Here is a 14474-nt window from a genome sequence, read left to right on the forward strand (position 1 = left end):
AAAGAGTACTGACGTCCTTACTCTTTACGCTTTACTCTGGACTCTTTACTAATATAATTCTAAAAGCCTAAGGCTTTGCGTACTTGAGCTAATTTGGTGAGGGCCAATTCACGGGCTTTGGCTTCGCCTTCTTGGAGTTTTTTATCGAGTTCGTCGAGGTTCTCCATGTAGTAGTTGAAGGTTTCGCGTTCCTTGGCGAATTTCTCCTTGATCAACTCAAACAATTCCGTCTTGGCGTGTCCGTAACCGAAGTTTCCGGCCAAATAACGCTCACGCAACAACTCCACTTTGCTTTCAGGAGCCAAGAGCTTGTACAATGCGAACACATTGCAAGTCTCAGGGTCTTTCGGCTCTTCCAACGGCGTGCTGTCCGTTACGATCGACATCACTTGCTTGCGCAATTTCTTATCGGTTTGGAAGATATTGATCGTATTGCCTTTCGACTTACTCATCTTCGTACCGTCAGCGCCCGGAATGATCTTCACTTGCTCGTCGACACGCACTTCAGGCACAACGAAAAGCTCGCCGTATTTGCGGTTAAGCGTACCTGCGATATCGCGTGTGATTTCCAAGTGCTGGATCTGGTCTTTCCCAACCGGCACAAACTCGGCGTCGTACAACAGGATGTCGGCGGCCATCAAAACTGGGTAAGTGAACAGCCCAGCGTTAACGTCCGAAAGGCGACCAGCTTTATCCTTGAACGAGTGGGCGTTAGCTAACATCGGATACGGCGTAAAGCAGTTCAGGTACCAAGTAAGTTCGCACACTTCGGGAATCCTCGATTGGCGGTAGAAGATATTCTTGTCGGTGTCGAATCCGAAAGCCAACCAAGCCGCCGCCGTAGCGTTTACGTTGTGCTCGCGCTCCTCGGCATCCTTGATGGTGGTAAGCGAGTGAAGGTCGGCGATAAAAAACAAGGACTCGTTTTTCTGGTCCTTAGACAGCTCGATGGCCGGAATAATGGCCCCGAGAAGATTGCCCAAATGGGGCGCTCCCGTACTTTGGACTCCCGTAAGTATTCTCGACATGTCAGTATAAATTCTGTTAAAATAGTTCGGTGTAATTCATAAAGCAGGAATCATCCCCGTGCTTTTGCCGAAAAACGACTTGGAGCAACCGCCAATTTAATCGTTTTCGGTTTCTCCAAAATAATTCGGAGCACACAAAAGGCTTTATGTTGAGATAAACGTTTGCCAGTCAAACGGTTTTTGATATTTATTCCTTCTTTGCCTTGGCCAAACTACTCAAAGCGCCAAAATTAACCATTAGCGGATAAAGGGGCACGCAAGAGTCAGAATTTTTTCGTTATACCCATAGCCTTAAAAAGGGCGCAAGGTGTTAAAAAAAACTAAAACCTCCCTTTCCGCTCAACAACAGGCCGATATTTTGATATTTTTGATTGTGCGGTTTTTGCGAATGCATACCGAAACGACAAAAAGATACTATAAGAAACCAAATAAGACGTAACGATGAAAAAAAGTGTTCTCGGCATATTTATGATGCTGTTCACCGCCGCCAACCTCTTGGCGCAACAGGGACCAAGAATCTCGTTCAAGGAGTCGACCCACAATTTCGGGGCGGTAAAGGAGATTGAAGGAAAAATCACACACCGCTTCGTGTTCAAAAACGACGGCAACGCACCTTTGGTAATCAAAAGCGTTAGGGCCTCATGCGGATGCACCACTCCGGATTGGAGCAAGACACCCGTGCTTCCCGGCAAAAACGGATTTGTAGTTGCTACTTACGACCCGAAAAACCGCCCGGGCGCATTCCACAAGTCTTTGACTATTACGTCAAACGCCACGCCATCGACATCCCGACTTTATATCAAAGGCACCGTCACGCCGGCACCGCTCACACCGGAACGAAAATATCCGATCACACTCGGAAACATCCGCGCAAAGTATTCGGTGTTTCACTTAGGCAAAGTATTGAACAACAAGCCGACAGTAAAAACCTACGAACTTTACAACGCAGGCAACGCTCCGATTATCTTTACAGGAAAGAATACCATCCCAGCCCATATCAGCGTATCAATCAGCCCCCGAAGCATCAAGCCGAAAGAAACAGCCAAGCTGACACTGACTTACGACGGCAAGAAAAAAGACGACCTTGGCTTCCTGATGGACAATATGAAAATCGGGACAAACGATACCAAAGAGCCAACGAAACGCTTCAGGATAGCAGCCACTGTGGAGGATTACTTCCCGCCGATGACCGAGGCCATGAAGGCTAAAGCGCCTGTATTTACGCTTAACAAAAAAGTTCACGACTTCGGAAATATCGCCCAGAACCAAACTGTTTCGGCCAAATTTACCGTGACTAATACAGGCAAAAGCGACCTGAGAATCAAGAAAACGAAAACCTCATGCGGATGCACACTCACTCGTCAGCAAAAAGATGTGCTGAAACCGGGCGAATCCACTGACATGACCGTCGATTTCCGTACTGGCACACGCACGAACAAGCAGATCAAGACAGTGACTGTCTACACTAATGATCCCGCAAAACCTGTTGAGCGCATCACCATCCGCGCCAATGTTCAGGCACCCACCAAGCAATAACACATTCGGCATCAAGCCTAAAAAATTATTGTAAGGAATAACAACAGGCCTCCCGAAGTTATGGGAGGCCTGTTCTTTTTTGTCAGTTCGGCAACTATCCCGACATCAGTACTGCCCGGTACGTAATAGCACCAGCGTGCAGGCTTCCTGCACCTCAATTCCCGAGGTTTCCAGCTTTTTCTGAAAATCAGGACTTTCGGTTCCTGGATTAAAAATCACTCTACGGGGTTTCAACGAAATTATATATTCTTCCAATTCCGCCTGATTTTTTGGCCCGACGTATAACGTAACGGTGTCGATGCCCTCAAACATTTCACGTTTACGGATATCATGGATAGGTGAGCCGGCCACTGTCCCCTCCCGCAATCCCGACAATACGAAAGGACAACCGTATTCGGCCAACATATTGGCGGCTTTAAAGGAGTAGCGCTCCGGATTTGTCGACGCGCCGATCACCAAAGTTTTATCTTTCTTCATTTTTCAACAGTTTTATCACTCTAAAATTCCCTCCAAAAGCTACCGGAATATCCGAAATCTTAGTCATCCCAGTCCCGAAAATGATTTTGTCAATATCTCGGGTAATATCAGAAAAAAGGGCTGATGTAAATAAATTAGCCAAACGACGGGCAAGTCCGGGGGCTTCGCCTGGTTTTACAAATTTGTCAAAAACCGCAACTGTACCACCGGGCTTAAGTACTCTGACAACCTCTCGCATACATGCGTAAGGGTCCGGAATCACGGCTACGATAAGGTGCAACACAACGGCGTCGAACGATGAGTCGGGGTAATCGATATTCTGCCCGTCTAGGATTCTCGCATCGACTTCCTTCCCCAACCCTGCGGACCGAGAACGGATTTTCTCTACCATTGCAGGAGAAATATCACCTGCGGACACATGCCCCACCCCACGTAAATATGGAAGATCCAAGCCTGTTCCCGCACCAAGAACCAGCACTTTGTCGGAAGCCCCCAGTTCCAAACTTTGTATAGAGCGCTTGCGGTGCGGTTCAAGAACCTCAGCAATCCGATCGTAAAAAGGAGCGTAAAAAGTATAGCGTAATCGGTTCCAAGAATTTGTGTTCAATCTCATTTAATGTTTCTTTTTCACTCCAAACTTCTCATCCACACAAAAACCTCCTTCAGCATTTCCATTGCGCCGGCAGCGTGCGAATCAGCCTGCAACTCTTTGAACTCAACGGCTTCAGCACCATTTTCTATCATCAAGTTCTTTGTGGCTATCGTGTTAGCCATCGGGATGATCTCATCCCCCGTACCATGATATAATCTCACTTTGGCCTTCGGAGCCCAATCCGCAACGCTATTCTTTTCCAGAGCCTGCAAAAATTCCGCTTCGTTTCCGTTTTGCAAACCTGTAAGAAAATCTGGATTAAACAAATCTGACACGTTATCCGGCAAACGATCGTTCACCTCTCCCTGTCCATACCTTCCATCAAGCATATTTGTCATTCCCGAAGCGTAATCCGAATGGAAAAAATCTGTTCTAGGCCGATTCCAATCGTTATTCTCAACATATGAGTTAGTCACAAAAGCCAAATAAGCCATAGACGGATAATCGTCTTGCGCAATAGCGCCAAGAGCCACATCCTTAATATCGAACCCACCTGCCCCGGCGGCCACTCCCAATATTTCAAACCCGTGGTTTTCCTCGTTCTCTTCCATCCATTTCAAAGTGGCCAATGCGGAATACCCTCCCTGAGAATAACCGGCAATCACCATTTCCGAAGTGTGCTTTTTCCCCATTTCCTGAAGCATTTCTTTGACGGCAACGAGCATATCGACAGAGGCTTTCGCCGTAGGCTCATATAAATAATAAGGATGGTTTTCATCTTTCGAAGTACCAAAACCTATCAAATCCGGGGTAATTCCGATATAACCCGCAGAACCAGCCAATGCGTAAGTTGAAAACGATTCTTCGGACGGAGCGTCTCCGTCGGAAAAAATGGTTCCCCTGTGAATCATCGCCAAAGGAAAAGCTTTGTCCCCCTCAGGAAGGCTGACAATACCCGAAGCCTCCACTTCCTTGTCGCCCAAGTTTGTCTTATAAACAACTTTATAAGTCTTGATATCATGTTCCAGAATATTGGCCAAGTCTCCGTATCCCAAAAAAGTGGCTCCCAAAACTGCCGCGCTGGACGTAAGCGAACCTGACTCATTATAAGAAACCAGCTTTTTATTCACCGGCACAATATCCTCATCACTCGACGACGACCCGCAGGCCTGAGCAAGAACCAGCAACGCTATCAGGGCAATTAAACGAAACTCCGACTTTAGCATAAGACAATTTTTTATTCCAAATTAAATATGACTTTGGAATGTATAGCGAGTGGCAAAAGAAAAAGTTTCGATTCTGAAGAACCAATAATACAAAACCCCGTAATTTTTTGCACAAAAAAAGTCACCCTCCGGGGTGACTTTCCATTTCTTTATTGTCTTTCGAATATAAGACCTTAAAGTACCGTTGCCGGATCTGGTTGGTGAGCTTCTTTCAACAAATCGTTAACCGATTTTACCGGGTTAAACGTGGATACCGGAACTTCTACAAAAATGGTATTCCAGTCCGACATCGCTCCGTTCCACAATCCAGGTCGTTCCTGTGCCACTATCGGCCTTCCATTTCTTGTCTTTTTAGTGATGAACCCGGCCTTGTGATCCACAAAATTCTCAAGGTTAAACGGCTCACCTCTATAATCCCGAATCGAACAAACTAAGTCAACAGGGTTAAAGTGAGTCGAACCTTTCAAGATCGTCGCTTTCACTTCGTTCGAAGAATCGATCTGCGCTTGCTCGACAATTTGCAACGAAATGGAATGATCCTCATTGATAACCCAAAACGGGCCTCCGCCAGGCTCACCCTCATTCTTAACCATTCCGCAAACCCTAATAGGCCTGTTAAGTTTTTGTCTCAACCAGTAGATATTTTCCTCGCGGTTTGCCGGACGGTCGTAAGGCAATACGCAAAGTTGCTCCTCAACAAAGTTGTTCATCTCCTCAATCAGGTCTGAAGTCATGCTGTCCTCATGCTCCAACAGATCCATGTAAAGGTGGATTTTGCGCTCATAATCGAGCAACAATCCGCCAAGCGCCTGTTTGTACAAGTAAGTGTCACGCTTAAACCTGTCACAGACCACATTGTCGATATTTTTCAGGAAAACGATTTCTGCATCCAGGTCATTGAGATTCTCGATCAAAGCACCGTGCCCGCCAGGCCTAAACAGCATACCGCCATCATCGTCCCTGAAAGGGGTCAAGTCTTCCTCCACCGCTATCGTATCCGTCTTCGGCTTTTGGACCGAAAACTCAGTCTCCACGGAAATCCCATGAGTCTTTTTATACCTTTCGCTCAATTCAGTAGACAGCTCACGGAAAGACTCTAGATGTTCGGGGGAAACCGTAAAATGTAAACGGACCGTATCTTCATTGCCTTTTGCGTAAGTTACACCTTCCACAAAATGCTCTTCCAAAGGTGTTCTAGTTTCCGCTTTGTAACTATGGAACTCCAATAATCCTTTGGGCATGCTTCCATAATTCAAACCCAATGGAGTCAACAACAATTCCAATACGGTTTTATATTCCTTTTTCTTCAGCAGTTCCTCTATATCCCAACCTTGCTTTTCTGCAACCGCTTCCAAAAGACTCCAAAACGAAAAGGATTTAATCTCGCTAAAAAACTCTTTTACCGCCGGAGTCATGTCACAAGTGCCATTCAGATACTCAAACAAGTGCTTGAACATTCTGGTGGCCGCACCCGAAGCTGGTGTAAATTTCACAATTCGGCGACCTTTTGACTCCCTATCGTATGCCAAGGCGTATTCCTCGGCCGAATCCTCATCCAACGCCGTAATACCGTCGCCAATAGACGCGGCCTTTACGATGTTTAGGAATGGGAAGCCCGATTCGAAATTGCTCAACTGCCGGGTCACTGACTCCGGCGACATTCCTTTTGCCTTTAACTGATTGAGATCTTTTTCGGAAAACTGCATATAACCGTCTGCTGAAAATGTGTGTCCTTGTAAAACGACGAAAAACCTTCTCTAGTCCGAAAAACAAACGTTTTTTCGAAAAATAGGCGGTTTCTGTTTTCAACTGCGAAGATAGAAGATATTCTTTTTTTTCATCCACCTATTTGCAAAAATAAATTCGATAAAAACTAAGATATTACAATTTGAAAACGTTTGTAAAGGATTTATTTCTTCAAAAAAGACAAAAATAAAATTTCTAACATCAAACTTATCCATTCAAACCGCACTGGAAAAATTTCAATCCATATATTTTTCGAGTTGACGGGCCTTGAATTACGAATTCAATAAAGTAACTTGTGTTTCTTTCAAAAACTGTAAAAAACCAGACGATTATGGTCAAGCACGTAGTGATGTGGAGATTTAAGGATGAAGCCAACGGCAACACCAAAAGCGAAAACATCAAAAAAACTATAGAAATTTTACAATCCCTGAAAGGCAAAATCGAAACACTTTCGAGTTTGGAAACAGGAGAAAATTTCAATCCTTCTGAAGCCGCATTTGATCTTGTTTTAATTACAACACACCCAGACAAAGAAGGCTTGGACGCTTACCAAACACACCCAGATCACAAAGAAGCTGGCGCTTTTATCGGTTCGGTAGTATCAGAAAGGGTTGTTACTGATTTCGAATTCTAAGAGAACTTTCTCCACCAAAAAGCCCGGCCTATATCTAACCTAAGCCGGGCTTTTTTGAAAGAAACCATACCTACCGCTTAGACTTCAACCAAAGTTGGAGTTACTTTTTTCACTTTATTAGACGTTCTGTTTAGCACGAAAAGGCATGTGCCTAATAGCAAAAACGCCCCGGCCTGGTGAGCCACTCCCATAAAAACGGGCACTTTCATTAATAAAGTAATCACTCCCAATAAGAATTGAATTCCCAAAGTGACCCCAAAATAGTTGAAGGCTCTGGCTTGATATTTACCCAAAGGTTCATTTTTGCTTCTAAACCAATATACCAGCCCCCAAACTAGCAAACCAGTAGCCAAATAGCGATGTATAAATTGCACACCGGCCAAACCACTCACAAAATTCTTCCAAAATGGCGACATGGCGGTCACAGCCTCGGCGATCCACGAATCCCCCATTTTCGGAAAAGTGTTGAAGACCAAGCCGGCTTTAAGCCCCGCCACAAAGGCTCCGTATATGATTTGTACAGAAAGAAACACCACGAACCAGATCATTTCCTTTCTGTATTTTTTCAACGATGCGTGTCCTTCTTCATACCCGGAAAATTGTAATTTCAAGGCGGTATCAAACGTGACAGCGAATGTCAAGAAGGCCGTAACCAAATGAGCAGCCAAACGATAATGGCTTACGCTGGGAACGTCTACCAAACCGCTTTTCACCATATACCAGCCCAACAGCCCTTGCAAGCCACCTAGAAGAAAGATCAACAAAAGCCTAGGCGTATAGCCTTCAGGTATTTTTCGGTTTGCCAAAAAGACAAGAAAGGGAATCAGGAAAACCACTCCGATAAGTCTGCCCAGCAACCGGTGCAGGTATTCCCACCAAAAAATCGACTTGAACTCTTCCAAAGTAAAATCATAATTGATCTTTTGGAACTCCGGGAATTGCTGATACTTTTCGAACTCATTCTGCCATTGCGTCTCGCTCAATGGCGGAATAGCGCCGGTGACCGGCTTCCAATCCACCATCGAAAGGCCCGAATGCGTAAGCCTCGTTATTCCACCGATCACCACCATCACAAATATCAAAGCGCAACCCAAATAGAGCCACCGAATCATCCATTTGTTATTCCCCTTCATTTTATTTAAATTATCTAGTCTCCAATCGTTTACAATTCACCTTAAAGCCTGAGGAATGTTCCTCGAACGGTTTTTGCGCCCTTCACCCTGGGCGACGTACGCAAGGTATCGGCTAAAGACTGAAATAACCAATCGCTCCCATAGAAAACGTCGATACGACGATTGGACAAACAACAACTCAAACCCTAATACAAAACATGCAAAACGAAGAAACAACGTACCGAGAGGCAGGTACGGATGACGTAAACGGTATGATCCGGTCCTTTGAGGAAAAGCGTCCGAGTATCGTGTTCGAATGGAACGATACGGAAACCGAAGCCCAAGGCTGGGTTGTGATCAATTCCCTTCGCGGAGGCGCGGCCGGTGGCGGTACCAGAATGCGAAAAGGTCTCGACAAACACGAGGTGGTCTCGCTTGCCAAAACCATGGAAGTGAAGTTTACGGTATCCGGGCCCGCTATCGGCGGAGCCAAATCCGGAATCAATTTCGATCCGAACGACCCCAGAAAAGAAGGCGTGCTTCACCGTTGGTACAAAGCCGTCACTCCCCTACTGAAAAATTATTACGGAACCGGCGGAGACCTAAATGTAGACGAAGTGGCCGAGGTAATCCCCATCACAGAGAATTACGGACTTTGGCACCCGCAAGAAGGTATTGTCAATGGCCACCACAGGGCTGACGAACCGGACAAAATCCGCCTTTTGGGCCAGTTAAGGCTTGGTGTTAAGAAAGTTATCGAAGACACTTATCTTTCGCCGGACGTCAAACGCAAGTTCAATGTATCCGATATGATCACCGGATATGGAGTTGCCGAATCGGTCAAACATTATTACCATATCTGGGGCGGAGACCTTGAACGAAAAAGAGCCGTAATCCAAGGCTGGGGCAATGTGGCAGCTTCCGCCGCATATTATCTGGCACAATCGGGAGTGAAAATCGTTGGGATTTTAGATAAAGACCATGGAATCGTAAAGCCTGAAGGTTTGGATTTCGAAGAAGTGAGAAGACTTTTTCTGTTGAAAAAAGGAAACAAGCTTAACTCCGAGGCTATGGTTTCAAGAGAACAGGCCCAAAAAGACCTCAATCATACTGATGCCGAAATTTTTATTCCCGCAGCGGCTTCCAGGCTTGTCAGTAAAGAGGATATTCAAAAAATGGCGGACAGAAAACTTGAGCTTATTTCCTGTGGCGCCAATGTTCCTTTCGCTGATAAAGAAATCTTCTTCGGTGAAATAAGCCGTTACGCTGACAATACATCAGCCGTTATTCCTGATTTTATCGCCAACTGCGGAATGGCCAAAACTTTCGATTATCTGATGCGCCATCCCGCCGATCTTACGGACCAAGGCATTTTCAAAGCGACTTCCGAAGCTATTCGAAAAGCGCTGTTAAAAGTTAACGAGATTAACCCTGACAAATGCGGGCTAACCGCCTCAGCCTTCCGGATCTCATTAGCCGATCTGATTTAAAGAACTAATTTGAGAAAAAGTCCGCCAGCCGTTTGCTGGCGGAACTTCTCCCGACTCCCGCATTTTCAACAGGAATCGACTAACCAAACGTATCCGAAAATAATATCATTCTCCAAGAGTGTCTGCCCACAGCAAAATGCTCCAAGCCTCCTGAATTTTTCTTTCTGCGATAAGCTCTTTGGCCCAAGTATGCAATTTTCTCAATCGTTTTCCCGCTTCGGCCAAATTCATAATTTCCTCCACAGCATAAACATATTCCTTCAGAAAATCCTTCTGGTCCAATTTACTCGGAAACCTCTCAATACCGCCGAGCTTCCCCAAGTCATTTCCCGAAAGCACATCACTGTTACGAACAGATTCCGGCATTGAATCAACACCTAGCCCGGATTTCCCAATCGGTTTTTCGACTTCGAAAAGGGAATCCCCGCTCGCTCTGCAATACCAATCGCCACCAAGACGGGCAACGGTATCCAACAAAAACGGATCGGGAAGACCATCTTTCAAGATCCTCTTTTGGACATGCATCATTTTCACTTCGCATATCACCAGGTTGCCGCTTCCGCCCTCGTTTCCCAGAGCCACAACCTCTTTCACTTCGCATTCAAACGAAACGGGAGCCTCTTTAACTCTTGGTGGTGTCACCAATTCGGAAGCTTGGGCCGTAAAACCGCTCTTGGCAAATTCATCCACGTCACGTTCATAAGAACCGCTCGACAATGAAGTTTGCTCTACCATATCATGCGAAACCAAATTTACTACCGCCTCACGTACTTCATGGACATTATCCAACGTGTGCTTAGTTTCGTTCGTACGAATACTCCTAAGTGGCGAGAAAACCAAGATTGGCGGATTTGCCGAAAACACGTTAAAGAAGCTAAACGGACTCAAGTTCACGTTCCTCGCTCCGTCAACAGTGCTAACAAGTGCAATCGGGCGTGGCGTTACGGACGAAGACAGATACTTATATTTATCCTGCGGACTCAAGGTCCTGAAATCGATCGTTTCCATAACCATGTCAGTTCAAAATATTCCGTTCCGCTGTCGCAACCGCCTCTTCCGAGCGGGCTAACAATTGGTTTCTTACCTCTCCCAGTTCAATCCTGACTCCTTTAAATTCGGCGAAGCCACGTAAGCAAACCACATCTCCTTCTTTTAAGAAGGATCTCTTTTCCCCGTTGCCAAAAACGATAGGTTGTTCTCCATTCCATGATGCCTCAAGCATCGATCCCCATTCGCCTTTGTTTGGTCCGCTGATAGTTCCAGAAGCCATCAAATCGCCAACCCTAACGTTACATCCGCCCAAAGTATGGTGGGCTAATTGCTGGCAAATATCCCAATACAAATGCTTGGAATTCGTCCGGCAAATAACTTCTTCGTGATCGTCAACGGTGAAGACACTCACTTCCAAGGTAACATCGAAATGCCAATCGGATTGCTTTTGAAGATATTCCAACGGGTCTGGACTCTGCTCTGGCCCGGCAGTCCGGAATGGTTCCAGCGCCTCCAACGGCGTTATCCAGTGCGATATAGACGACGCGAAATTCTTCCCGGCGAAAGGCCCCAACGGAACGTATTCCCAACGCTGAATATCCCTGGCCGACCAATCGTTGAACAAAACAAAACCGAAAACATGGTCCCCGGCTTTTTTCATTTCCACGGGGTTGCCCTGTTTCGAATTTTTTCCGATAACAAAAGCCATCTCCAACTCAAAGTCCACCCTTTGGGATTCACCAATCGTAGGAATTCCTTCGCTGTCACAAATTTGTCCTTTCGGCCAACTTACAGGCTTTCCAGATGCGATAATCGAGGAAGAACGTCCGTGATAGGCTACTGGCAGACTTTTCCAATTAGGCATCAAAGCGTTTTCAGCTCCCCGGAACATCGTCCCCACATTTCGGGCGTGATGTTCGGAAGAATAAAAATCAGTGTAATCGCCAATATTCAGCGGTAATTTCATTTCCGTTTCCGAAAGTGGCTTCAGACAGCGATTTGTTTTTTCACGTTCTATTGCGTCCGCATTTTCGGATAACAAATCTTGTAAACGACTTCTTAACGCTTTCCTTTTTTTGTCTCCCAATGATATAAGATCATTCAGAAAATCGTTTTGCAAAACAGAAAGCTTCAAGCCCAATCCGTCGAGCAAGCCGATTCGCCAGAGGTTTAGCAAATCCAAGGCATAATCTCCAATCCGAACGGCCACACGACAGTCCCCTTCGTGCCTGAAAACACCAAAAGGAAGGTTTTGGACGGGAAAACCCGAAGCATCCGCCCCAGGCACCCAAGATTTTAATGCGAATGTGTTTTCCATCACGGTTTTATCTCACAAAGTCCCTCTCAAAGCCTGCTCGCGTTCAATAGCTTCAAACAAGGCCTTGAAATTTCCTTTCCCGAAAGATTTCGCTCCTTTTCGCTGAATTATTTCGATGAATAAAGTCGGTCTGTGTTCCAGTGGCTTGGTAAAAATCTGTAAGAGGTACCCCTCATCATCACGGTCAACCAAGATTCCCAATTCACCCAAAATTTCTATTTCTTCCTCAATATTCCCGACACGTTCGGTCAAGCTTTCGTAATAAGTTGCGGGAACTCTCAAAAACTCAACACCTCGGCGACGCAATTCCCGGACTGTAGTCACTACATCATCCGTAGCCATCGCGATATGCTGTACGCCCGGCCCATGGTTAAAATCCAAATATTCTTCTATTTGGGATTTCTTCCGGCCCTCGGCAGGTTCGTTTATCGGGAACTTGATCCTGCCATTGCCATTGGACATCACCTTGCTCATCAACGCAGTGTAATCCGTCGAAATATCTTTATCATCGAAAGAGATAATCTGCTTGAAGCCCAATACATCCTCATAGAATTTGACCCACACGTTCATCTCATTCCAGCCAACATTCCCAACCATATGATCGACATATTCCAAACCCAAAGGCTCAACTTCATACGCAGGCGCCCAAGCTTTGAAACCAGGCAAGAAAACGCCGTTATAGTCCTTTCGCTCTACAAAAAGGTGTACTACATCGCCATAAGTGTGGATTCCGGAACGAACTACCGTTCCGTCAGCATCTTGCTCCGTTACGGGCTCCATAAATGATTTCGCACCACGGCCGACGGTATCGTAATAAGCCTTCTCGGCATCATCGACCCAAAAAGCGACCGTTCGGACGCCGTCACCGTGTTTGTCAACGAATTCGCCGATATACGTTCCCTTATGCAAGGGAGCGGTAAGCACCAGAGTTATTTTTCCTTGGCGCAAAACATATGACGCCGTCTCCGTATTCCCGGTTTCCAATCCCGAAAAGGCCAAAGGCTGAAATCCCCAAGCCGTTTGGTAATAATACGCCGCTTGCAAAGCGTTGCCAACGTACAGCTCGACGTAATCTGTTCCGTTTATCGGCAGAATGTCCTCGGTATTACTGTTCATTTTAGGGTTGTTTTGTTTGTGTCGTTGTTGTTTTCTTACTCCAGCCAAGACCGGAAATATCCTGGCTTCTCGATTTCCAGCGCCGGTTTCGCAATATTCAGCGGCTTAAAAGTGTCCACCATTACGGCGTATTCTTCCGTTCCCTTTTTGCCTAGACTTCGCTCCATAGCCCCAGGGTGCGGGCCATGCGGAATCCCAGCAGGGTGTAGCGTGATATAACCTCTATCGATATCGTTCCGGCTCATAAAATCACCCTCCACATAATAAATCACCTCGTCGGAGTCGATATTACTGTGGTTATAAGGGGCTGGAACAGCCTTTTCATGGTAATCGTATAAACGTGGGCAAAAGGAGCAAACTACAAATCCCCTGGATTCGAAAGTCTGATGGATTGGTGGTGGCATGTGGACTTTTCCCGTTATCGGCTGGAAGTCTTTTATGGAAAAGCCATAGGGGAAATTATAACCGTCCCAACCTATAACGTCAAACGGGTGAGAGGCGTAAACCACCGGATGCAAAAAGCCTTGTTTTCGAATCACAACGGTAAACTCTCCCTTCTCATCGAAGGTCTCCAAGCGCTGAGGCATCTTATAATCACGTTCGCAAAACGGAGAATGCTCCAGCATTTGTCCAAATCCGTTCCGGTACCTTTTAGGCGTATATACTGGCGAAAACGAATTTACGAACAAGAGCCTATTATTCTCCCCGTCAAATCTCAGCTGATAAATAATTCCTTTTGGAATAACCAAATAATCGCCCGGAACATAGTCGATTTGCCCAAGCATGGTTTTCAGTGTTCCTGTCCCCTCATGCACAAACAGAATCTCATCGGCATCGGAATTCTTGTAGAAATAATCCTCCTGCGATTTCCGCGGAGCGGCCACTCCAACCTCGCAATCCGAATTGAACAGAATCACCGAACGGCTATCAAGATAATCGTCAGCGGGCACAAAGGACAAACCGTCGTACAGACGGCTTTTAATGTTGTGGTCGTCTGCAAGTACTGGTCGGTCATCTTTGGGCAGGCCAACTTCCCTTACCATCGTCGGCCTATGAGCGTGATACAGAAGCGAGGAAAGTCCGGAAAAACCTTCGGTCCCGAACAATTGCTCATAATAATATCCACCCTCGGGCTTTTCGAATACCGTATGTCTAGTTTGCGGAAATTGCCCCAAACGGTAATAAATAGGCATATGTTCGTGGTTTCAC

General features: G+C 46.0%; 13 protein-coding genes. 3 read left to right on the forward strand and 10 right to left on the reverse strand.

Translation table 11 applies throughout. The annotated features are described in order from the left end of the window. Positions 1–59: 59 nt before the first annotated feature. Positions 60–1028 (reverse strand): tryptophan--tRNA ligase, encoded by a 969-nt coding sequence (trpS, locus tag AABK39_RS11630; RefSeq protein ID WP_338391522.1) that lies wholly within the window; start codon positions 1026–1028, stop codon positions 60–62. A 441-nt stretch (positions 1029–1469) separates the two neighbouring features. On the opposite strand from trpS, the gene AABK39_RS11635 reads away from it, so the two are divergent. Further along, positions 1470–2564: a DUF1573 domain-containing protein gene (locus tag AABK39_RS11635; protein WP_338391523.1), complete on the forward strand. Its 1095-nt coding sequence runs from the start codon at positions 1470–1472 to the stop codon at positions 2562–2564. 105 nt (positions 2565–2669) lie between these two features. Here the strand turns inward: AABK39_RS11635 and AABK39_RS11640 are convergent, their stop codons facing one another. The 4 genes from AABK39_RS11640 to AABK39_RS11655 form a co-directional block, all read right to left on the reverse strand. After that, positions 2670–3041, reverse strand: coding sequence for a CoA-binding protein (locus tag AABK39_RS11640; protein ID WP_338391524.1), 372 nt, complete (start codon positions 3039–3041; stop codon positions 2670–2672). Further along, positions 3028–3654 (reverse strand): class I SAM-dependent methyltransferase, encoded by a 627-nt coding sequence (locus AABK39_RS11645; protein WP_338391525.1) that lies wholly within the window; start codon positions 3652–3654, stop codon positions 3028–3030. Before AABK39_RS11645 ends, AABK39_RS11640 begins: the two co-directional genes overlap by 14 nt. A 14-nt stretch (positions 3655–3668) precedes the next feature. Beyond that, positions 3669–4859: a lipase family protein gene (locus AABK39_RS11650; RefSeq protein WP_338391526.1), complete on the reverse strand. Its 1191-nt coding sequence runs from the start codon at positions 4857–4859 to the stop codon at positions 3669–3671. A gap of 173 nt (positions 4860–5032) precedes the next feature. Then, positions 5033–6565: a DUF4301 family protein gene (locus AABK39_RS11655; RefSeq protein ID WP_338391527.1), complete on the reverse strand. Its 1533-nt coding sequence runs from the start codon at positions 6563–6565 to the stop codon at positions 5033–5035. A 371-nt stretch (positions 6566–6936) separates the two neighbouring features. Between AABK39_RS11655 and AABK39_RS11660 the strand changes: the two genes are divergently transcribed. After that, on the forward strand, positions 6937–7239 hold the full coding sequence (locus tag AABK39_RS11660; RefSeq protein ID WP_338391528.1) for a Dabb family protein: 303 nt from the start codon (positions 6937–6939) through the stop codon (positions 7237–7239). 77 nt (positions 7240–7316) lie between these two features. Here the strand turns inward: AABK39_RS11660 and AABK39_RS11665 are convergent, their stop codons facing one another. After that, entirely contained in the window at positions 7317–8372 is a 1056-nt protein-coding gene (locus tag AABK39_RS11665) for a COX15/CtaA family protein (protein ID WP_338391529.1), read from the reverse strand. 197 nt (positions 8373–8569) lie between these two features. Here AABK39_RS11665 and AABK39_RS11670 point away from each other — a divergent pair, with 197 nt between their 5' ends. Beyond that, a complete protein-coding gene (locus tag AABK39_RS11670) occupies positions 8570–9841 on the forward strand; it encodes a Glu/Leu/Phe/Val dehydrogenase dimerization domain-containing protein (protein ID WP_338391530.1) in 1272 nt (423 codons plus the stop codon). Positions 9842–9946: 105 nt separating this feature from the next. Here the strand turns inward: AABK39_RS11670 and AABK39_RS11675 are convergent, their stop codons facing one another. From AABK39_RS11675 to AABK39_RS11690, 4 genes are read right to left on the reverse strand one after another with little or no spacing between them, the layout of a single operon-like run. Next, complete coding sequence (locus AABK39_RS11675; RefSeq protein WP_338391531.1) at positions 9947–10849, reverse strand: flavin reductase family protein; 903 nt, start codon at positions 10847–10849, stop codon at positions 9947–9949. Positions 10850–10856: 7 nt separating this feature from the next. Next, the gene (gene fahA / locus AABK39_RS11680; protein WP_338391532.1) at positions 10857–12149 is read right to left on the reverse strand and encodes a fumarylacetoacetase; all 1293 of its coding nucleotides are present in this window, start codon (positions 12147–12149) and stop codon (positions 10857–10859) included. A 12-nt stretch (positions 12150–12161) separates the two neighbouring features. After that, positions 12162–13265 carry a 4-hydroxyphenylpyruvate dioxygenase gene (hppD, locus tag AABK39_RS11685; RefSeq protein WP_338391533.1) on the reverse strand — a complete coding sequence of 368 codons (1104 nt, stop codon included), beginning with the start codon at positions 13263–13265 and terminating at the stop codon, positions 12162–12164. Positions 13266–13300: 35 nt separating this feature from the next. Beyond that, positions 13301–14458, reverse strand: coding sequence for a homogentisate 1,2-dioxygenase (locus AABK39_RS11690; RefSeq protein WP_338391534.1), 1158 nt, complete (start codon positions 14456–14458; stop codon positions 13301–13303). Positions 14459–14474 lie beyond the last annotated feature (16 nt).

It is taken from the genome of Fulvitalea axinellae (assembly GCF_036492835.1).
Taxonomy (GTDB): domain Bacteria; phylum Bacteroidota; class Bacteroidia; order Cytophagales; family Cyclobacteriaceae; genus Fulvitalea; species Fulvitalea axinellae.